This window comes from Microbacterium sp. (assembly GCF_040394595.1).
In the GTDB taxonomy this organism is placed as follows: domain Bacteria; phylum Actinomycetota; class Actinomycetes; order Actinomycetales; family Microbacteriaceae; genus Microbacterium.
In genome coordinates this window covers 68,212-86,977 of record NZ_JBEBSA010000011.1, presented here as the reverse complement: position 1 = coordinate 86,977, position 18,766 = coordinate 68,212, and the positions used below count along the sequence as shown (strand labels likewise).

21 protein-coding genes and 2 tRNA genes are annotated in these 18,766 nt (G+C 69.7%); 18 read left to right on the top strand and 5 right to left on the bottom strand.

The genetic code is table 11. From position 1 onward, the window contains the following. The 9 genes from uvrC to ABWO84_RS11705 form a co-directional block, all read left to right on the top strand. The coding region (gene uvrC / locus ABWO84_RS11745) for an excinuclease ABC subunit UvrC (protein ID WP_353114763.1) at positions 1 to 1,680 on the top strand (1,680 nt) is incomplete at its 5' end. Positions 1,681 to 1,714: 34 nt separating this feature from the next. Further along, positions 1,715 to 2,602, top strand: coding sequence for an RNase adapter RapZ (rapZ, locus tag ABWO84_RS11740; protein WP_353114762.1), 888 nt, complete (start codon positions 1,715 to 1,717; stop codon positions 2,600 to 2,602). A gap of 66 nt (positions 2,603 to 2,668) precedes the next feature. After that, positions 2,669 to 3,658 (top strand): DNA-binding protein WhiA, encoded by a 990-nt coding sequence (gene whiA, locus ABWO84_RS11735; protein ID WP_353114761.1) that lies wholly within the window; start codon positions 2,669 to 2,671, stop codon positions 3,656 to 3,658. A 130-nt stretch (positions 3,659 to 3,788) separates the two neighbouring features. After that, positions 3,789 to 4,415, top strand: a complete 627-nt coding sequence (locus ABWO84_RS11730) for a superoxide dismutase (RefSeq protein WP_353114760.1) — start codon at positions 3,789 to 3,791, stop codon at positions 4,413 to 4,415. A gap of 96 nt (positions 4,416 to 4,511) precedes the next feature. Beyond that, entirely contained in the window at positions 4,512 to 5,522 is a 1,011-nt protein-coding gene (gene gap, locus ABWO84_RS11725; protein WP_353114759.1) for a type I glyceraldehyde-3-phosphate dehydrogenase, read from the top strand. A 16-nt stretch (positions 5,523 to 5,538) separates the two neighbouring features. After that, positions 5,539 to 6,765: a phosphoglycerate kinase gene (locus tag ABWO84_RS11720; RefSeq protein WP_353114758.1), complete on the top strand. Its 1,227-nt coding sequence runs from the start codon at positions 5,539 to 5,541 to the stop codon at positions 6,763 to 6,765. Then, positions 6,756 to 7,547 carry a triose-phosphate isomerase gene (gene tpiA, locus ABWO84_RS11715; RefSeq protein ID WP_353114757.1) on the top strand — a complete coding sequence of 264 codons (792 nt, stop codon included), beginning with the start codon at positions 6,756 to 6,758 and terminating at the stop codon, positions 7,545 to 7,547. The genes ABWO84_RS11720 and tpiA overlap by 10 nt, the downstream gene beginning before the upstream one ends. A gap of 81 nt (positions 7,548 to 7,628) precedes the next feature. Then, the gene (gene secG, locus ABWO84_RS11710; RefSeq protein WP_353114756.1) at positions 7,629 to 7,877 is read left to right on the top strand and encodes a preprotein translocase subunit SecG; all 249 of its coding nucleotides are present in this window, start codon (positions 7,629 to 7,631) and stop codon (positions 7,875 to 7,877) included. Beyond that, positions 7,877 to 8,230: an RNA polymerase-binding protein RbpA gene (locus ABWO84_RS11705; RefSeq protein ID WP_353114755.1), complete on the top strand. Its 354-nt coding sequence runs from the start codon at positions 7,877 to 7,879 to the stop codon at positions 8,228 to 8,230. Before secG ends, ABWO84_RS11705 begins: the two co-directional genes overlap by 1 nt. 39 nt (positions 8,231 to 8,269) lie before the next feature. On the opposite strand, the gene ABWO84_RS11700 is transcribed toward ABWO84_RS11705, so the two are convergent. The 5 genes from ABWO84_RS11700 to ABWO84_RS11680 all read right to left on the bottom strand — a co-directional run bounded on the left by ABWO84_RS11700 (position 8,270) and on the right by ABWO84_RS11680 (position 10,600). Further along, on the bottom strand, positions 8,270 to 8,830 hold the full coding sequence (locus tag ABWO84_RS11700; RefSeq protein ID WP_353114754.1) for a signal peptidase I: 561 nt from the start codon (positions 8,828 to 8,830) through the stop codon (positions 8,270 to 8,272). Beyond that, on the bottom strand, positions 8,827 to 9,351 hold the full coding sequence (locus ABWO84_RS11695; RefSeq protein WP_353114753.1) for a hypothetical protein: 525 nt from the start codon (positions 9,349 to 9,351) through the stop codon (positions 8,827 to 8,829). The genes ABWO84_RS11700 and ABWO84_RS11695 overlap by 4 nt, the downstream gene beginning before the upstream one ends. Then, the gene (locus ABWO84_RS11690; protein ID WP_353114752.1) at positions 9,348 to 9,827 is read right to left on the bottom strand and encodes a hypothetical protein; all 480 of its coding nucleotides are present in this window, start codon (positions 9,825 to 9,827) and stop codon (positions 9,348 to 9,350) included. Before ABWO84_RS11690 ends, ABWO84_RS11695 begins: the two co-directional genes overlap by 4 nt. Positions 9,828 to 9,842: 15 nt before the next feature. Further along, positions 9,843 to 10,394 (bottom strand): alternate-type signal peptide domain-containing protein, encoded by a 552-nt coding sequence (locus ABWO84_RS11685; RefSeq protein WP_353114751.1) that lies wholly within the window; start codon positions 10,392 to 10,394, stop codon positions 9,843 to 9,845. Between the two features lie 135 nt (positions 10,395 to 10,529). Further along, positions 10,530 to 10,600 (bottom strand) — tRNA-Gly (locus ABWO84_RS11680). A gap of 96 nt (positions 10,601 to 10,696) precedes the next feature. Between ABWO84_RS11680 and ABWO84_RS11675 the strand changes: the two genes are divergently transcribed. The 9 genes from ABWO84_RS11675 (at position 10,697) to ABWO84_RS11635 (ending at position 18,694) form a co-directional block, all read left to right on the top strand. Continuing rightward, positions 10,697 to 10,773, top strand: a tRNA-Pro gene (locus tag ABWO84_RS11675). A gap of 57 nt (positions 10,774 to 10,830) precedes the next feature. Next, complete coding sequence (tig, locus tag ABWO84_RS11670; protein ID WP_353114750.1) at positions 10,831 to 12,294, top strand: trigger factor; 1,464 nt, start codon at positions 10,831 to 10,833, stop codon at positions 12,292 to 12,294. A 69-nt stretch (positions 12,295 to 12,363) separates the two neighbouring features. Beyond that, the gene (locus ABWO84_RS11665) at positions 12,364 to 12,858 is read left to right on the top strand and encodes a tetratricopeptide repeat protein (protein WP_353114749.1); all 495 of its coding nucleotides are present in this window, start codon (positions 12,364 to 12,366) and stop codon (positions 12,856 to 12,858) included. 81 nt (positions 12,859 to 12,939) lie between these two features. After that, entirely contained in the window at positions 12,940 to 13,530 is a 591-nt protein-coding gene (locus ABWO84_RS11660; RefSeq protein WP_116242966.1) for an ATP-dependent Clp protease proteolytic subunit, read from the top strand. 13 nt (positions 13,531 to 13,543) lie between these two features. Beyond that, positions 13,544 to 14,185 (top strand): ATP-dependent Clp protease proteolytic subunit, encoded by a 642-nt coding sequence (locus ABWO84_RS11655; protein ID WP_353114748.1) that lies wholly within the window; start codon positions 13,544 to 13,546, stop codon positions 14,183 to 14,185. Between the two features lie 266 nt (positions 14,186 to 14,451). Next, positions 14,452 to 15,381, top strand: coding sequence for a sugar-binding transcriptional regulator (locus ABWO84_RS11650; RefSeq protein WP_353114747.1), 930 nt, complete (start codon positions 14,452 to 14,454; stop codon positions 15,379 to 15,381). Next, positions 15,378 to 16,379 (top strand): deoxyribose-phosphate aldolase, encoded by a 1,002-nt coding sequence (gene deoC, locus ABWO84_RS11645; protein WP_353114746.1) that lies wholly within the window; start codon positions 15,378 to 15,380, stop codon positions 16,377 to 16,379. Before ABWO84_RS11650 ends, deoC begins: the two co-directional genes overlap by 4 nt. A 12-nt stretch (positions 16,380 to 16,391) precedes the next feature. Next, the gene (locus ABWO84_RS11640) at positions 16,392 to 17,834 is read left to right on the top strand and encodes an aldehyde dehydrogenase family protein (RefSeq protein WP_353114745.1); all 1,443 of its coding nucleotides are present in this window, start codon (positions 16,392 to 16,394) and stop codon (positions 17,832 to 17,834) included. Next, a complete protein-coding gene (locus ABWO84_RS11635; protein ID WP_353114744.1) occupies positions 17,831 to 18,694 on the top strand; it encodes an aldehyde dehydrogenase family protein in 864 nt (287 codons plus the stop codon). The genes ABWO84_RS11640 and ABWO84_RS11635 overlap by 4 nt, the downstream gene beginning before the upstream one ends. Positions 18,695 to 18,766 lie beyond the last annotated feature (72 nt).

Genomic DNA, 18,766 nt, shown 5'->3' with positions numbered 1-18,766 from the left:
CAGCTGGAGTACATGTGGATCAAGGAGTTCGATCCGCCGTTCAACGTGCGCTACAAGGACGACAAGTCCTATCCGTTCATGGCGATCACCCTCGCCGACGAGGCACCGCGGGTGATCGTCACCCGCAACAGGAGGATTCCCGGCGCGAAGTACTTCGGGCCCTATCCGAAGGTCTGGGCCGTGCACGACACGATCGACCTGATGATCAAGGCGTTCCCGATCCGTACGTGCAGCGACGCCAGCTACAAGCGGGCGATGCAGACCGGACGCCCCTGCTTCCCGGGCCAGATCGGCCGATGCGGCGGCCCGTGCTCCATGACGTGCACGATCGAGGAGCACCGTGCGATGGTCGACGACTTCATCGCCTTCATGGAGGGCGGCGACGAGCGCTTCACGCGGGAGCTGACCGCGAGGATGCGTGCGGCGTCCGCTGCGATGGACTACGAGGCGGCGGCGAAGTACCGCGACAAGCTCGCCTCGATCGATGCGGTGCTCGGCAAGAGCTCGCTCGTGCTGCCCGCCGACGAGGACGCCGACCTGTTCGGGATCGCGGAGGACGAGCTGGCGGCGACCGTGCAGCACTTCGTGATCCGCGGAGGCCGGGTGCGCGGCGTCCGGGCGACGACGATCGAGAAGGAGATCGACATCGCGGGGGCCGAGCTCGTCGACCAGGTGCTCCAGCGCGCGTACGGTGAGTCGGCCGACGTCCCCCGCCGCATCCTCGTCCCGGTGCTCCCGGACGACGCGGCGGAGCTCGAGGTGTGGCTCCGCGAGCGCCGGGGGCGGAAGGTGGAGATCACGGTCGCGCAGCGCGGACAGCGGGCCGAGCTCATGCGCACTGCGACCCTGAACGCCCAGCAGGCCCTGATCCGCCACAAGACCACGCGGACGAGCGACTACGTGGCACGGACGCAGGCGCTCACGGATCTGCAGGAGGCGCTCGGCATGGACGAGGCCCCGCTGCGCATCGAGTGCTTCGACATCTCCCACCTGGGCGGCACGAACGTGGTGGCCTCGATGGTCGTGTTCGAGGACGGACTTCCCCGGAAGGACCAGTACCGGTCGTTCAACATCGCCGAGACCACCGATGACACCGACTCGATGTACCAGGTGCTCATGCGGCGCCTCGCGCACCTCGACCGCCCCGCCGCCTCGGGCGGTGGGCGGGATGCGGCCGCGGACACGGACGGCGGAGCGGGCGAGATCGAGGAGACGACCGGGCCTGCGGGCAGGCGTCCGCGGTTCGCCTACCGTCCGCAGCTCCTCATCGTCGACGGGGGACAGCCGCAGGTCGCCGCCGCGGCCCGAGCGATCCGCGACAGCGGCGCGACGGGAATCGCGCTGTGCGGCATCGCGAAGCGCCTCGAAGAGATCTGGCTCCCCGACGACGACTTCCCGGTGATCCTGCCGCGCACGAGCGAGGCGCTCTACCTCGTGCAGCGTCTGCGCGACGAGGCCCACCGCTTCGCGATCACACACCAGCGCCGCCGCCGGCGGCGCGACATCACCACGATCCTCGCCGAGGTACCGGGGCTGGGGGAGGCGCGTATCAAGTCGCTCCTCAAGCACTTCGGCTCGGTCGCCGCTCTGCGCGCCGCCGCCCTGGAGGAGATCCGCGAGGTGCAGGGCATCGGGCCGGCGCTGGCCGAGAGCATCCGCAGCCGTCTCGACGCCCGCTGATCCCACTAGGCTGGTGGGCGAGGGAAGGGGCATCATGACCGCGGCGGCCACAGCGGGGGAGAACGGCGAGTTCCTGATCGTCACCGGGATGTCCGGAGCGGGCCGCACGACGGCGGCCAACGCCCTGGAGGACCTCGGGTGGTACGTGGTCGACAACCTGCCTCCGCAGATCCTCGCCCCGCTCCTCGACCTCACGGACATGGGCGGAGCCAACCTGCCGAAGGTCGCGGCGGTCGTCGACGTGCGCGGGCGCAGCCTGCTGGACGACTTCCCGGGCGTCGCGAGCGCGCTGCGCTCCCGCGGATCCTCCGTCAAGGTGCTGTTCCTCGACGCGTCTGACGACGTGCTGGTGCGCCGCTTCGAGTCGGTCCGACGGCCGCACCCGCTGCAGGCCGACGGGACCTTGCTCGACGGGATCCGCACCGAGCGCTCCCGATTGGCGCCGGTGCGCGAGGCGGCGGATCTGCTGATCGACACGTCCCAGCTGAACATCCACCAGCTCGCGACGCAGGTCTCGGACATGTTCTCCGATGAGGACGCCGCGCGGCACCGTCTCACGATCCTCAGCTTCGGGTTCAAGTACGGTCTCCCGACCGACGTCGACCTGGTGGCCGACATGCGCTTCCTCCCGAACCCGTTCTGGAACGATGAGCTGCGCGGGCTCACCGGACAGGACGAGCAGGTCCGCGACTACGTGCTCTCCCGCGAAGGCGCGGCGGAGTTCCTCGACGCCTATGCCGCGGCGCTCCAGCCGGTGCTGGCGGGGTACCAGCGCGAGAACAAGAGCCACTCCACGGTCGCGATCGGATGCACGGGCGGCAAGCACCGTTCCGTGGCGATGGCGGAGGAGCTCGCACGGCGCCTCTCCGGCACGCCCGGGGTGGCTCTGAACGTGAAGCACAGGGACCTGGGCAGGGAGTAGAAACCCGCCCCGGCCTTGTAGGCTTGTCCCTTGCGCCGCGATCCGGCGCTGAGCGTGAGGAGTCTCGTGGCACTAACCACCGACGTCAAGGCAGAGCTGGTCAGCATCCGCAACGCACCCCCTGCGGTGCGCGTCGCGGAGGTCGCCACGATCCTGCGTTTCGCAGGCGGCCTGCATTCGATCGCCGGCCGGGTGGCCGTCGAAGCCGAGGTGGATGCCGAGACGCTCGCCCGCCGGGTGGCTCGTGACCTCGCGGAGATCTACGGCGTGCGTCCGGAGATCGCTCAGGTGAAGTCGAGCACCGCGCAGACCGGTGCCTCGGAGGGCGCCCGCTGGGCGGTGCGCGTCATCGCGGCGGGGGAGACTCTGGCGCGTCAGACCGGCCTGCTCGACGCCCGGCGTCGTGCGGTGCGCGGTCTCCCGAACCGTCTCACCACCGGATCCCGCGAGGAGCTCGCCGGCCTCTGGCGCGGCGCCTTCCTCGCCAGCGGCTCGCTCAGCGAGCCCGGCCGCTCGGCGATGCTCGAGGTCGCCTGCCCGTCGCCCGAGGCCGCGATGGCCCTGGTCGGTGCGGCGCATCGTCTGGGCGTCGCCGCCAAGGCGCGCGAGGTGCGCGGAATGCCCCGGGTCGTCGTCCGCGAGGGGGAGGCCATCCGCGCCATCCTGCACGCGATGGGCGCCCAGCGCACCGCGGCGACGTGGGAGGAGCTCCGCCAGCGCCGCGAGGTGCGCGCGGGCGTCAACCGCCTCGTGAACTTCGACGACGCGAACCTCCGGCGCTCGGCGCAGGCCGCGGTCGCCGCCTGCGCCCGCGTCGAGCGCGCGCTCGAGATCCTCGGCGACGACGTGCCCGATCATCTCCGCCTCGCCGGCCGGCTGCGGCTGGAGCACCGCGACGCCAGCCTTGACGAGCTGGGCCACCACGCCGACCCGCCGCTCACGAAGGACGCGGTCGCGGGGCGCATCCGCCGACTGCTCGCGATGGCCGACAAGAGGGCTCAGCAGGAGGGCGTCCCCGGCACGGAGTCCGCCGTCCCCGCCGGTCTCGACGTCTGACCCGCGGGGAAGCATCCCGACCACGGCCGCGTTCACCTCAGTAGGATGAGAGACGTCCGCTTCGCACCGCACACGGCGGTGCGGAGGATCGGCAAGCGCCGCGGCGCGGCGCGGATTGGATGAATGCGACATGGCGACCTACACGCTTCCCGACCTGCCTTACGACTACGCGGCGCTCGAGCCGCACATCAGCGCCAAGATCATGGAGCTGCACCACGACAAGCACCACGCGGCGTACGTCGCGGGTGCGAACACCGCTCTGGAGCAGCTCGCCGAGGCCCGCGACAGCGGCAACCTGGCCAACGTCAACAAGCTCGAGAAGGACCTCGCCTTCAACCTCGGCGGTCATGTCAACCACTCGATCTTCTGGACGAACCTGTCGCCGAACGGCGGCGGCCAGCCCGAGGGTGAGCTGAAGGCCGCGATCGACGAGTTCTTCGGCTCGTTCGAGAAGTTCCAGGCCCACTTCACGGCGGCGGCGACCGGCATCCAGGGGTCGGGCTGGGCGGTGCTCAGCTGGGACCCGATCGGCGCGCGCCTCATCATCCAGCAGCTCTTCGACCAGCAGGCGAACACGGCACAGGGCACCGTGCCGCTGTTCCAGCTGGACATGTGGGAGCACGCCTTCTACCTCGACTACCTGAACGTCAAGGCCGACTACGTGAAGGCGTCGTGGAACATCGCGAACTGGGAGAACGTGGCGCAGCGCTTCGAAACAGCTCGTGAGCGCACGAACGGTCTGCTGGTACTGTCGTAAACAGCACGGGCGTCCCGACGGGGTCGGCCCGTCGGGACGCCGTTGTCCAGCACCCGTGAAACGCGCTTCTCGCGCACAACCACCAGGGAGACCTACGTGTCTGTCAAGATCGGTATCAACGGCTTCGGCCGAATCGGACGCAATTTCCTCCGCGCGGCTCTCGCGCAGAACGCGGACCTCGAGATCGTTGCTGTCAACGACCTCACCGACCCCAAGGCCCTCGCGCACCTGCTGAAGTACGACTCGGTCGGCGGCGTGCTCAACGCCGATGTCTCCCACGACGGCGACTCGATCACCGTCAACGGCAAGACCATCAAGGTGCTCGCCGAGCGCGACCCTGCCGCCCTTCCCTGGGGCGACCTCGGCGTCGACGTCGTCATCGAGTCCACCGGGCGCTTCACCAAGGCGGAGGACGCCGCGAAGCACATCGCCGGCGGGGCGAAGAAGGTCATCATCTCGGCTCCGGCGACCGGCGCGGACGGCACGTTCGTGATCGGCGTCAACGAGGAGACCTACGACCCGGCGAACCACAACATCATCTCCAACGCGTCCTGCACCACCAACTGCCTCGCGCCGCTGGCCAAGGTCTTCAACGACGCGTTCGGCATCGAGCGCGGATTCATGATGACCGCGCACGCGTACACCGCCGACCAGAACCTCCAGGACGGCCCGCACAGCGATCTGCACCGTGCGCGCGCCGCGGCGATCAACATCGTCCCGGCCTCGACGGGTGCGGCGAAGGCGATCGGCCTCGTCCTCCCCGAGCTGAACGGCAAGCTCAGCGGCTCCTCCTACCGCGTGCCGGTCCCCACCGGATCGATCGTCGACCTCACCCTCGTCTCCGACCGCGACGACTTGACGGTCGAAGAGATCAACGAGGCCTACCGCGCGGCCGCCGCCGACGGACGTCTCGAGGGGATCCTGCAGTACAACGAGGACCCGATCGTGTCGAGCGACATCCAGCTCAACCCGCACTCGTCGATCTTCGACGCCGGCCTGACCAACGTCAGCGGGAACCTGGTGAAGGTCTCCAGCTGGTACGACAACGAGTGGGGCTACTCGAACCGCCTCGTCGACCTGACCGAGTACGTCGCCGAGCGTCTCTGAGCACACTGAGGAATCCATGACCCTGCGCACCCTCGAAACCCTCCGGGAAGACGTCGGGTCGCTGGAAGGCAAGCGCGTCATCGTCCGTTGTGACCTCAACGTCCCCCTGCGGGACGGGGTCATCACGGACGATGGCCGTGTCCGGGCCTCCCTGCCGACCCTGAACGCCCTCATCAACGCCGGCGCCCGCGTGATCGTGTGCTCGCACCTCGGGCGCCCCGACGGCGCACCGGATCCGCAGTACAGTCTGTCGCCGGTCGCGCAGCGTCTCTCCGAGCTGCTCGGCAAGCCGGTGGCCTTCGCCCGGGACACCGTCGGGGAGTCGGCGGAGCAGGCCGTCGCCGCGCTCTCCGACGGCGATGTCGTCGTGCTGGAGAACCTCCGGTTCAACCCGGGGGAGACCGCCAAGGACGACGTCGAGCGCCGGGCCTTCGCCGAGCGCCTCGCAGCCCTCGGCGATGCGATGGTCTCGGACGGCTTCGGCGTGGTGCACCGCAAGCAGGCGAGCGTGTACGAGCTCGCGCAGCGGCTGCCTTCGGCCGCCGGCCTGCTCATCGCCGCGGAGCTCGACGTCCTCGACCGGCTCACCGAGAACCCGGAGCGGCCCTACACGGTCGTGCTCGGCGGATCGAAGGTCAGCGACAAGCTCGGCGTGATCTCGCACCTGCTGCCGCGGGTCGATCGCCTGCTCGTCGGTGGGGGGATGCTCTTCACTTTCCTTGCGGCCGAGGGGCACGGGGTCGCCGCGAGCCTGCTCGAGAAGGACCAGCTCGACACGGTGCGGGGATACATCGCCGAGGCCGCGGAGCGCGGCGTCGAGCTGGTGCTCCCGACCGATGTCGTCGTGGCCTCCGGCTTCGCGGCCGACGCGGCCCATGAGGTCGTTTCCGCCGATGCGATCGAGCAGAGTCCCTTCGGTGCCTCCGGCATCGGCCTCGACATCGGCCCCGATTCCGCCGCCCGCTTCGCGGATGCGATCCGTGCGTCGAAGACCGTGTTCTGGAACGGGCCGATGGGGGTCTTCGAGTTCCCCGCGTTCGCCGCGGGAACGAAGGCCGTCGCCCAGGCGCTCACCGAGGTCGACGGCCTCGGCGTGGTCGGCGGCGGTGACTCCGCCGCGGCCGTGCGTCAGCTCGGCTTCTCGGACGACCGCTTCGGTCACATCTCGACGGGCGGAGGCGCGAGCCTCGAGTTCCTCGAGGGCAAGAAACTCCCCGGCTTGGAGGTACTCGGATGGGCGTGAACGCGCGCACCCCGCTGATCGCGGGCAACTGGAAGATGAATCTCGACCACCTGCAGGCGGTGGCGACGGTGCAGAAGCTGCACTGGACGCTCAAGGACGCCGGGCACGAGAAGGGCTCGGTCGAGGTCGCGGTCTTCCCGCCCTTCACCGACATCCGCAGCGTGCAGACGCTGATCGACGCCGACAAGATCCCCTTCGCGCTGGGCGCGCAGGACCTCTCGGCGCACGACTCGGGCGCCTACACGGGTGAGGTCTCCGGGGCCTTCCTCGCGAAGCTCAATGTCGGGTACGTCATCATCGGTCACTCCGAGCGTCGCGAGTACCACCAGGAGACCGACGCGATCGTCAACGCGAAGACCCTCGCCGCGCTGAAGAACGGTCTCGTGCCGGTCATCTGCATCGGCGAGACCGCGGAGGACCTGGAGCAGCACGGAGCGAGCGCCGTCCCCGCCGCGCAGCTCGAGGCCGCCCTCGCCGGCGTCCCCGCCTCGGCGGACATCGTCGTGGCGTACGAGCCGGTCTGGGCGATCGGGTCGGGGCAGGCGGCGACGCCCGCCCAGGCGCAGGAGGTCTGCCAGGCGCTGCGCCAGGTGATCGCCCGTGTGCTCGACGACGAGGCGGCTGCCCGCACGCGCATCCTCTACGGCGGCAGTGTGAAGTCGGGCAACATCGCGAGCTTCATGCGCGAGCCCGATGTGGACGGCGCTCTGGTCGGCGGGGCGAGCCTCGTCGTCGACGAGTTCGCCGCGATCATCCGGTTCGAGAAGCACGTCGGCGTGTGAGTCGGGGCGGGCCGTCCGGCTCCGCCCCTGTATGATTGAGCGCTATGCGGGTCGTCAGACCCCGGTGAAAGGCTTCTCCCCGTGCAGGTTCTCGAGTTCGTGCTGCAGGTGCTGCTGGGTATCAGCAGCGTCCTGCTGACCCTTCTCATCCTTCTCCACAAAGGCCGCGGCGGCGGGCTGTCCGACATGTTCGGCGGCGGCATGACCGCGACGGTCGGCTCGTCGGGCCTCGCCGAGCGCAACCTCAACCGGTTCACGGTCGTACTCGCGCTCGTCTGGTTCGTCTCGATCGTCGGGCTCGGCCTCATCACGAAGTTCGAGGTGATCTGATGGCAACCGGCGGCAACGCGATCCGAGGAACGCGGGTCGGCTCCGGCCCCATGGGCGAGCAGGACCACGGCTACCACGCCGACCGCATCGCGGTCTCCTACTGGGACGGACTCGGCAACGAGACCGTGCGCTACTTCGCCGCGGGCCTTCCCGATGAGGAGATCCCGGAGACGATCGACCACCCCCACACCGGCCTGCCGGCGGGGCGCGACAGGAACAATCCGCCGGAGCTCGCGAAGGCCGAGCCGTACAAGACGCACCTCGCCTACGTGAAGGAGCGTCGGACCGACGAGGAGGCCGAGCAGCTCCTGGAGGACGCGCTCACCCAGCTGCGCGAGCGCCGGGGCCTCTGACCCGTCCCCCGAACCATCGTCGAACCCCCGTGGAGTCATTCACTCCCGGGGGTTCGGCGCGTCCTCGGGGGGAGGGCCCTGGCGTCCGTGGCGTCTCCTCGTCGCGTCGCGGACGAGCACGATGCAGCCCCAGGCGATCGCCGCGACGCCGATGAAGGCGACCAGCAGGGACTTCGTGCTCGGGGTGGCCCAGATGTTCAGGTAGCCGAGCACCGGTACCGCGTAGACGAGCACCCCGCGGATCTGCACGGGCCGCACCGGTGCCGCGTCCGCCACGTTGTTGGCGTCGCCCTTGGTCGTGAAGACCCGTTCTCCGCGGCCGTCGATGCCGATGGCCGCGACCCGGTGCGTGGCGACCTCGGGCTCGCCAGACCGCACCTGGAAGGTGATCACGTCGCCGATGCGGATGTCCGAGGGGTCGGTCGCCCGCACGGCGACGAGCGCCCCAGGCGGGAGAGTCGGCCGCATGCTGCCGGTGAGGACCGTGTAGCTCTGCGCACCCAGCACCATGGGGATGCCCACCGCGAGCAGCGCGACGGTGCACACGAAGACGAGGAAGAGCGCGCTGCCGACCGTGCGCAGCCACCTCAGGCGGCTCACGGCGTGCACTTCAGGCCGCCGAGGATGCCGGGGAGCAGCCCGGCGCGGACGATGCCCGCTCCCGCCGTCGGACTTGAGTGCCAGCCGCTGCTGTGCACGGCGATGACCTCGGCGTAGACCGTCTGGTTGCCGACGAGCAGGTCCTTGAGGGTGCCGAGCAGGCCGGTGAGCAGAGAGTCCCGCACCTCCTGGGTGAGCGCGGTCGGGTCGGCGCGCGTCAACTGCACCCGTGTCGCCCCGTCGGCGCTCCGCAGCCACACCTGGTAAGAGCTCGCTCCGGACACCGCCGACCAGGAGAGCTTCGCGTACGGGGTGAGCCCGAGCAGGCCGGGCATGGAAGCGCAGACGAAACCGCCGGGCACGGGGACGGCGGCCACGGACAACGGAGCGGTGACGGCAGGCGCCGCAGCGCTCCAGTAGGCGAAGGACGACGCAGGCGCGCTGAGCACGAGCCCGATCGCCGCGGCTGCGGCGATGGCGGCGACGCGGCGGCGACGGAGGGCGGGCGACGGGCGGCTCATGACATCTGCTCCGCGTTCATCGTGACCGACGGCGTGAGCGCCGCGCCCTGCAGGGTCTCCGGCGCCGTCGCGGAGAGGGTGAACTGCACGCAGAGGTCGACGACGGCGTTCGGCGCGAGACCGGGGAGGCCGTCCGAGGTGATCGGAGTCCCGGTGCCGCACGCTCCCTGCCAGGCTGCGAACGACACCTGGCCCCGATAGGCGGCGGCGACGTCTCCGGACGCCTTGAGCCGCCAGCGGAGCGTGGTGCCCGCGCTCTGCGAGGTCACGCGGATCACGGCGCTCGCCGAGCTCCCGGGGTAGAGCGGGGCCCACGCCGGCGTCCCATCGCGCCAGGCGGCGGTGATCCGGAGGTCCCCGGACGCGGTGGTCCGCAGATCCAGCCTCTGCTGGGCCTGCCAGTAGGCGGAGACGCCGACGGCCGTCGCGAGGGCCAGGACGACCCCCGCGACGGTTCCGATCAGGATGCGGCGCATCTCAGCGGCAGCGCCTCACTGGCTCTGCTGGGTGAGGGTGAGCGTCACGGAGCCGAGATCGAATGCGGTGTTCACCAGGTCACGGTTGGCGGTGGTGGAGTCGAACGTGATCGTGACCGTCGCGGTGACGGTCTTCCCGTCGTCAGCGGAGGTCAGCGCGTCGACCGTGGCGCCGGTGGTCGCGACGGTCGCGGTCAGGCCGTTGGGGATCGTGCTCTGCGACACGGCGAGCGCCGCCTTAAGGGTGTCGCCCTTGAGCGTGAGGGTGGCGTCCTGCTTCATGACGAGCTTGTCTCCGGGGACGAGCTTGACGGCGGTCACGTCGGTGACCGGCCTCGGGGCCGCATCGGTCACACCCTGGAGGGTCCAGGCGGGCGTGCCGACGGCTGTGAGGTTGAGGTCACCGCTGTTGACGGTGCCGACGTTGAGCACCTGCTGGGTGCTCCAGTAGGCGAGGGTCGTGCCTCCGCCGAGCAGGAGCACCGCTCCGGCGGCGATCGCGACGACGGCCGAGGCGCGCGGACGCCGGGAGCTGCGTGGTGCCGTGGTGGGCGCGGATGTGGTCATGGGTCTGTCCTCTCTGACGAGCGCCCGGGTGAGTGCGCTGGCGAGAGCAGAGTACCGGTATATCGAGAGAGAAGATAGATGGCGCTGGGACGGAAGAAGGCCCCCGCTTCGCGGCGGAGGCCTTCTTCGTTCGGGAGGGGCAGACGGGAATCGAACCCGCGTAATCAGTTTGGAAGACTGAGGCTCTACCATTGAGCTACTGCCCCGGACCGGCGTCGCCGGCCACACAAGCATAGCGGACGGAACGAGGCGTCCCGTCCGTTAGACTCGTGGAGGCCGTTCCCGCGCGCGCGGGTTGTCACCGGGGCGTAGCTCAGCTTGGTAGAGCGCCCGCTTTGGGAGCGGGAGGTCGCAGGTTCAAATCCTGTCGCCCCGACCACGGCCCCCGGATTCACGCCGCGCCGTTGCGCGGAAACCACAAGGAGAACACACCAGCATGGCCAACAGCACCGTCGAGAAGCTGTCCCCGACCCGGGTGAAGCTCAGCATCACGGTCACCCCCGAAGACCTCAAGTCGAGCATCGACCACGCCTACGAGCACATCGCTCAGGACGTGCAGATCCCGGGCTTCCGCAAGGGCAAGGTCCCCGCGCCGATCATCGACCAGCGCATCGGTCGCGGTGCCGTGATCGAGCACGCCGTGAACGAGGGCCTCGACCGCTTCTTCCGCGAGGCCGCCGCCGAGCACAACGTCCGCGTCGTGGGCCGCCCGTCCGCCGAGGTCGTCGAGTGGCCGAGCGAGAAGGACTTCTCCGGCGACCTGCTCGTCGACGTCGAGGTCGACGTGCGCCCGGAGATCGAGCTGCCCGACCTGTCCGGCATCACCCTCACCGTCGACGCCGCGGAGACCGACGAGGCGGCGATCGACGCCGAGCTCGACAGCCTGCGCTCGCGCTTCGGTACCCTGATCCCCGTCGACCGCCCGGCCGCAAAGGGCGACTTCGTCGAGCTCGACCTGGTCGCCGCGATCGACGGCGCCGAGATCGACCGCGCCGACGGTGTGTCCTACGAGATCGGCTCCGGCGAGCTGCTCGAGGGCATCGACGAGGCGATCGACTCGCTCACCGCGGGCGAGGACACCACGTTCCGCTCCCAGCTCGTCGGCGGCGACCACGCCGGTGAAGAGGCTGAGGTCTCCGTGTCCGTCAAGGCCGTCAAGGAGCGCGAGCTTCCCGAGGCCGACGACGACTTCGCGCAGATGGCCAGCGAGTTCGACACCATCGCCGAGCTGCGCGAGAGCCTCGCCGAGCGCGTCTCCCAGCAGGCCGTCTTCACGCAGGGCAGCGCCGCGCGCGACCAGCTCATCGAGACGCTGCTCGAGAAGGTGGAGATCCCCGTCCCCGCACAGCTCGTCGAGGACGAGGTCCACAGCCACCTCGAGAACGAGGACCGCCTCGAGGACGACGAGCATCGCGCCGAGGTGACCGAGGCGACCGAGAAGCAGTTCCGCACCCAGGTGCTGCTCGACACCATCGCCGAGGGCTCCGATGTGCAGGTCTCGCAGGAGGAGCTGACCCAGTACCTCGTGCAGACCGCCGCGCAGTACGGCATGCCGCCGCAGGACTTCGTGGAGGCGCTGCAGTCGTCGGGCCAGCTCCCGTCGCTCGTGGGCGAGGTCGCCCGCAACAAGGCCCTCGCGATCGCCCTGGGCAAGGTCGCCGTCGTGGACAGCAACGGCAAGGCCGTCGACCTCAGCAGCGTCATCGGCGATGCCGACGACGCCGTCGTCGAGGAGGAGACCGCCGAGGAGAAGCCGGCCAAGAAGGCTCCGGCGAAGAAGGCTCCGGCCAAGAAGGCCACTGCCGAGGCGGACGACGAGGCCGAGAAGAAGCCGGCCGCGAAGAAGGCTCCGGCGAAGAAGGCCGCTGCGAAGAAGGACGACGCCGACAAGGCGGAGTGATCGCAAGACGATCCATACGAGAGGCGGGTGCTGAGGCATCCGCCTCTCGCGTATCCGAGGGGGAAGACGATGAAGGACTGGGACGACCGGATCGACGAGGTCTGGACGGCCGCGGCCGGCGGGATGGTCGACGACGAGGTGATCTCCCGTATCGACGAGATCGCCGCCGAACGCGGGCCCGGCGACGCCAGGGCGGAGTTCGAGAGGGCCGGGGCGCGCGACTCCGCAGGGCGGCCGGATGAGGCCGTTCCGCTCTACCGGCGCGCCCTGGAGCTGGGACTGGACGAGGAGCATCGGCCTCAGGCCGTGATCCAGCTCGCCAGCTCGCTCAGGAACCTGGGCGAGTATGAGGAGGCCCTGCGCGTGATCGCCGAGGAGCAGGACGGGCATCCGGACTCGCCTTACCGCGATGCGCTGGCCGGCATGCACGCCCTCGCGCTCGCGAGCGCCGGACAGCCGGAGCGCGGGCTCTCCGTGGCGCTGCTGGCCCTCGTGCCCCACATGCCGCGGTACCACCGCTCCATGACCGCCTATGCGCACGCGATCGCGGGCGACGACACCTGATATGCCGACGGCGAACACGGGCGGTGGCGTCCGTTCCCGCCGGTAGATTCGAATCACTGAAACACCGAAACAGGAGCTGACATGGCTGAACCCCTGGTCGCGACGAGTGTCTTCGACAGGCTGCTGAAGGATCGCATCATCTGGCTGGGCTCGGAGGTGCGCGACGAGAACGCGAACGAGATCTGCGCGAAGATCCTCCTCCTCGCCGCAGAAGACCCCGAGAAGGACATCTACCTCTACATCAACTCTCCCGGCGGATCCATCACCGCGGGCATGGCGATCTACGACACCATGCAGTTCGTCCCCAACGACATCGTCACGGTGGGCATCGGGATGGCGGCCTCGATGGGCCAGCTGCTGCTGACCAGCGGCACCAAGGGCAAGCGGTACATCACCCCGAACGCCCGCGTGCTGCTGCACCAGCCGCACGGCGGCTTCGGCGGCACCGCCAGCGACATCCAGACGCAGGCGCAGCTCATCCTGTCGATGAAGAAGCGCCTCGCCGAGATCACCGCCTCGCAGACCGGGAAGTCGGTCGAGCAGATCAACGAGGACGGCGACCGGGATCGCTGGTTCACCGCCGATGAGGCGCTCGAGTACGGCTTCGTCGACCACATCCGCGAGCACGCGAGCGACGTGCACGGCGGCGGCGGCACCGGCGCGGACAAGTAAGGCAGGAGCACACATGTACACACCCACTTTCCGCGCCGCCGGGAACCTGCCTTCCAGCCGCTATGTGCTGCCGCAGTTCGAGGAGCGCACGGCCTACGGCTTCAAGCGCCAGGACCCGTACAACAAGCTGTTCGAGGACCGCGTGATCTTCCTCGGCGTGCAGGTCGACGACGCCTCGGCGGACGACGTCATGGCTCAGCTCCTCGTGCTGGAGAGCCAGGACGCCGAACGCGACATCACCATGTACATCAACTCGCCCGGCGGATCCTTCACCGCGATGACGGCGATCTACGACACCATGCAGTACGTGGCGCCGCAGATCCAGACGGTCGTGCTGGGCCAGGCGGCCTCGGCCGCCTCGGTGCTGCTGTCCGCAGGTGCTCCCGGCAAGCGACTCGCGCTCCCGAACGCCCGCGTGCTCATGCACCAGCCGGCGATGGGGGAGGCCGGGCACGGACAGGCCTCGGACATCGAGATCCAGGCCGCCGAGATCCTGCGGATGCGGACGTGGCTCGAGGAGACCATGGCGCGCCACACCGGTCAGCCGGTCGAGAAGGTGAACCGCGACATCGATCGCGACAACATCCTCTCCGCCGAGCAGGCGAAGGAGTACGGCATCGTCGACCAGGTGCTGACCAGCCGCAAGCGCGGCTGACATCGACACGAAGAGGGCGGCCCGGCGTTTCACGTCGGCCGCCCTCTTCGCGTGTCCGTGCTCGGTGTGCAGAAGAGCACCGCGGAGCGCCTCCGGGGATGCGCTTTCGATCCCAGAACCGAGGTTGCGGAGAACATGGCACGAACGAGGCGCGAAGATGCGCGGGAGGGGGAGGGCAGCGTGCGCATATGAGCAATGAGGTGCGCGCGTGATGGTGGGCACGGTACTCTGAAGGCATCGGATGCCGGACGATCGGGAGGTGGCGCATGGACGACGACCTGCTGATGGTGCGCGTCGCCGAGCTCACCTATGACGAGGGCAAGACCCAGGACGAGGTCGGCGCCCTCCTCGGCATCTCCCGCTGGAAGGCCGGACGGCTGCTCGTGCAGGCCCGCGAGCGGGGCATCGTGCGGATCGAGATCGTGCATCCGCGCGCGCGCCGGCTCGGTCTCGAACGCGAGCTCTGCGAGAGGTTCGGTCTGGACGACGCGATCGTCGCCCCCGCCGCGGAAGGGCAGGAGCTCGAGCGCGTCGCTCAGGCCGCTGCCGATCATCTCGCCGCGCTGCGCCCGGTGCCCCGCGTGCTCGGCATCAGCTGGGGTCGCACGCTGAGCGCCGTGGCCGAGGCGCTGCCGGACGGCTGGGCGCGAGGGGTCACCGTCGTGCAGATCAACGGCGGCGTGAGCGTGAACCGCCGCTCGGGCGGTGCCGCGGGACTCGCCGGCACGATCGCGCAGCGCGGCGGAGGGCAGGCCGTGCTGCTGCCGAGCCCGGCGATCCTGGAGCGTGTCGAGACCAAGCGGGCGATCGAGGGCGACCGGACTGTGGCGGGCATCCTCGACCAGGCCGCGCACGCCCAGGCCTATCTCTTCACCGCGGGGCCGTGCGACCCGGCATCCGCCCACGTCGTGAACGGCTATCTGACCGAGGCCGACATCGCCGAGCTGGCACGCCGCGGTGCGGTCGGCGACGTCCTGGGCCGCTACATCGACGCGGACGGCAACATCGTCGACCCGCGGCTCGATGCCCGGACCGTCGGGATCGGCCTCGACGCCCTGCGCGAGGCGGGCAGGACGATCTTCGTCACCGCGGGCGAGACGAAGCACGACATCGCGCGTACAGTCGTCAGCACAGGGCTCTGCACCGTGCTGGTGACCGATGAGACCACCGCTCGAGCATTGTTGGAGGAACAGTGACGACAACGGAACTCAGCCGCCGGACGGCGGTCGAAGTGCTGGGCGCCGAGCCCGACGACGCCACCCTGCGGCGTTTCCTGCACGGCCTGCCCGGCGTCGACGCCGTCGGCCTGGAGCAGCGGGCAGCCGGCCTCGGGACGAGGTCGATCAAGACGACGTCGAAGGCCTGGGCGCTCGACAAGATCATCTCCCTGATCGACCTCACCACTCTGGAGGGGGCGGACACACCGGGCAAGGTGCGGTCGCTCGTCGCCAAGGCGAAGAACCCGGATGCCTCGGACCCGACGACCCCGCTCGTGGCCGCCGTCTGCGTATACGGCGACATGGTCGCGCACGCAGTCGAAGCGCTGGGCGCGCTGCACGGCGATCCGGATGACGGGAAGATCTCGGTGGCCGCGGTCGCCACCGCCTTCCCGTCGGGGCGCGCCTCCCTCGACATCAAGCTCGCCGACACCGCCGATGCGGTCGCGGCGGGGGCGGACGAGATCGACATGGTCATCGACCGTGGAGCCTTCCTCGCGGGCAGTTACGGGCTCGTCTTCGACCAGATCGCCCGGGTGAAGGAGGCCTGCCGCCGGGCGGACGGCACCTACGCGTCCCTCAAGGTCATTCTGGAGACCGGCGAGCTCAACACCTACGACAACATCAAGAGGGCGTCCTGGCTGGGCATCCTCGCCGGCGGCGACTTCATCAAGACCTCGACGGGCAAGGTGCAGCCGGCGGCGACGCTCCCCACGACGCTGCTCATGCTCGAGACGGTGCGCGACTGGCATCGTGCGACGGGGGAGAAGATCGGTGTGAAGCCTGCCGGCGGGATCCGGTCCTCGAAGGACGCGGTCCGCTACATCGTGACCGTCGCGGAGACGGCCGGCGAGGAGTGGCTGCAGCCGCACCTGTTCCGGTTCGGCGCCTCCAGTCTCCTCAACGACGTGCTGCTGCAGCGTCAGAAGCTCACCACCGGCCACTACTCCGGCCCCGACTACGTCACGATCGACTGACGGAGAGCAGATATGTCATTCCTGGAATACGCACCCGCGCCCGAGTCGAAGACGATCCTCGGCCTCCGCGACAGCTACGGCCTGTTCATCGACGGCGAGTTCACCGACGGCGGGGGCCAGAGCTTCACGACGATCTCGCCCGCCGATGAGTCCCGCATCGCTGAGATCGCCTCGGCCGACGATCACGACATCGACCGTGCGGTCGCCGCCGCGCGCCGGGCCTATGAGAAGACCTGGTCGAAGATGAGCGGCCGAGACCGCGGGAAGTACCTCTTCCGCATCGCCCGCCTCGTGCAGGAGCGCGCTCGTGAGCTCGCGGTCGCCGAGAGCCTCGACAACGGCAAGCCGATCAAGGAGAGCCGCGACGTCGACGTCCCGCTCGTCGCCGCCTGGTTCTTCTACTACGCGGGATGGGCCGACAAGCTCGACTACGCCGGGCTCGGTGCGAACCCGCGCGCTCTCGGCGTCGCGGGCCAGATCATCCCCTGGAACTTCCCGCTGCTGATGCTCGCGTGGAAGCTCGCGCCGGCCCTCGCGGCGGGGAACACCGTGGTGCTGAAGCCCGCGGAGACCACGCCGCTCACCGCGCTGATCTTCGCGGAGATCCTGCAGCAGGCCGATCTGCCCGCCGGCGTCGTGAACATCGTCACGGGCGCCGGTGCGACCGGGGCCACGCTGGTGCGGCACCCCGATGTCGACAAGATCGCCTTCACCGGGTCGACCGGCGTCGGCCGCGACATCGCGAAGGCGGTCGCCGGCACGCGCAAGAAAGCCACTCTGGAGCTCGGCGGCAAGGCGGCGAACATCGTGTTCGACGACGCGCCCATCGACCAGGCGATCGAGGGCATCGTCAACGGCATCTTCTTCAACCAGGGGCACGTGTGCTGCGCCGGAAGCCGCCTCCTCGTGCAGGAGTCCATCCACGACGAGGTCATCGATCGCCTCAAGACCCGGCTCTCGACCCTCCGCCTGGGGGATCCGCTGGACAAGAACACCGACATCGGGGCGATCAACTCCGCGGCTCAGCTGGCGCGCATCCGCGAGCTCAGCGACATCGGCGAGGCCGAGGGCGCAGAGCGGTGGACGGCCGACTGCGCGATCCCCGACAAGGGCTTCTGGTTCGCGCCGACGATCTTCACCGGCGTCGAGGCATCGCACCGGATCGCGCGGGACGAGGTCTTCGGGCCGGTGCTCTCGGTGCTCACGTTCCGCACGCCCGCCGAGGCGATCGCCAAGGCGAACAACACGCCCTACGGTCTCTCCGCCGGGATCTGGAGCGACAAGGGCTCGCGCATCCTCGCCGTGGCCGACCGGCTCCGTGCCGGAGTGGTGTGGGCGAACACCTTCAACCGATTCGACCCGTCCAGCCCGTTCGGCGGGTACAAGGAGTCCGGATACGGCCGCGAGGGCGGTCGCCACGGTCTCACCGCCTACCTGAAGGGAGCCGCGGCATGAGCAGGCGACTGACCGTTCCGAAGACCTACAAGCTCGCGATCGGCGGCGCGTTCCCGCGCAGCGAGTCCGGACGCACCTTCGAGGTGCGCTCGGCGAAGGGCGACTTCCTCGCGAACGCCGCGAAGGCCTCGCGGAAGGACGCGCGTGACGCCGTGGTCGCCGCCCGGGGCGCGGTGAAGGGCTGGTCCGGCGCGACGGCCTACAACCGCGGTCAGGTGCTGTACCGCGTCGCCGAGATCCTCGAGGGCCGCCGCGCGCAGTTCGTCGACGAGATCAGCGCACAGGAGGGCGTCTCGGCCGCTGCCGCGGGGGCTCAGGTCGACGCGGCGATCGACCTCTGGGTCTGGTACGCCGGCTGGTGTGACAAGTACGCGCAGGTCACCGGCAACGCCAACCCCGTCGCCGGGCCGTACTTCAACATCTCGGTGCCCGAGCCGACCGGCGTCATCGCGATGGTGGCTCCGCAGGACACGGCTCTGCTCGGGCTGGTCTCGGTGCTGGCTCCCGCGCTCGTCACCGGGAATGCGGTGGTGGTGATCGCGAGCGAGCGGTTCCCGCTGTCCGCGATCAGCCTGGCCGAGGTGCTCGCCACCAGTGACGTCCCGGGCGGCGTGGTCAACGTGCTCACGGGATCTCCTGCGGAGATCGCTCCGTGGCTCGCCTCGCATGCCGATGTCAACGCCCTCGACCTCGCGGGTGCAGGGGAGCTGAACTGGATCGATCTCGAGATCGACGCCGCGCAGACGCTGAAGCGCGTGCTGTCACCCGTGCCGGGTACGGAGGCGGTCGGCGCCTCGCTCGATCGCATCGGCGCCTTCGTCGAGACGAAGACGGTCTGGCACACGAAGAGCATGATCTGACGCGCATCCCCTTCTGCGGATATCGCTGTCCGCGGAAGGGGATGACGCAGGTGCGGCAATGCGGCCCGGTGT

Coding starts and splice junctions, on each gene's coding strand:
- ABWO84_RS11640 (WP_353114745.1), top strand. CDS start 16,392: ATGTCATTCCTGGAATACGCACCCGCGCCCGAGTCGAAGACGATCCTC.
- ABWO84_RS11690 (WP_353114752.1), bottom strand. CDS start 9,827: ATGCGCCGCATCCTGATCGGAACCGTCGCGGGGGTCGTCCTGGCCCTC.
- ABWO84_RS11730 (WP_353114760.1), top strand. CDS start 3,789: ATGGCGACCTACACGCTTCCCGACCTGCCTTACGACTACGCGGCGCTC.
- ABWO84_RS11635 (WP_353114744.1), top strand. CDS start 17,831: ATGAGCAGGCGACTGACCGTTCCGAAGACCTACAAGCTCGCGATCGGC.
- tpiA (WP_353114757.1), top strand. CDS start 6,756: ATGGGCGTGAACGCGCGCACCCCGCTGATCGCGGGCAACTGGAAGATG.
- ABWO84_RS11720 (WP_353114758.1), top strand. CDS start 5,539: ATGACCCTGCGCACCCTCGAAACCCTCCGGGAAGACGTCGGGTCGCTG.
- ABWO84_RS11695 (WP_353114753.1), bottom strand. CDS start 9,351: ATGAGCCGCCCGTCGCCCGCCCTCCGTCGCCGCCGCGTCGCCGCCATC.
- tig (WP_353114750.1), top strand. CDS start 10,831: ATGGCCAACAGCACCGTCGAGAAGCTGTCCCCGACCCGGGTGAAGCTC.
- rapZ (WP_353114762.1), top strand. CDS start 1,715: ATGACCGCGGCGGCCACAGCGGGGGAGAACGGCGAGTTCCTGATCGTC.
- ABWO84_RS11665 (WP_353114749.1), top strand. CDS start 12,364: ATGAAGGACTGGGACGACCGGATCGACGAGGTCTGGACGGCCGCGGCC.
- ABWO84_RS11685 (WP_353114751.1), bottom strand. CDS start 10,394: ATGACCACATCCGCGCCCACCACGGCACCACGCAGCTCCCGGCGTCCG.
- ABWO84_RS11660 (WP_116242966.1), top strand. CDS start 12,940: ATGGCTGAACCCCTGGTCGCGACGAGTGTCTTCGACAGGCTGCTGAAG.
- ABWO84_RS11655 (WP_353114748.1), top strand. CDS start 13,544: ATGTACACACCCACTTTCCGCGCCGCCGGGAACCTGCCTTCCAGCCGC.
- ABWO84_RS11705 (WP_353114755.1), top strand. CDS start 7,877: ATGGCAACCGGCGGCAACGCGATCCGAGGAACGCGGGTCGGCTCCGGC.
- ABWO84_RS11650 (WP_353114747.1), top strand. CDS start 14,452: ATGGACGACGACCTGCTGATGGTGCGCGTCGCCGAGCTCACCTATGAC.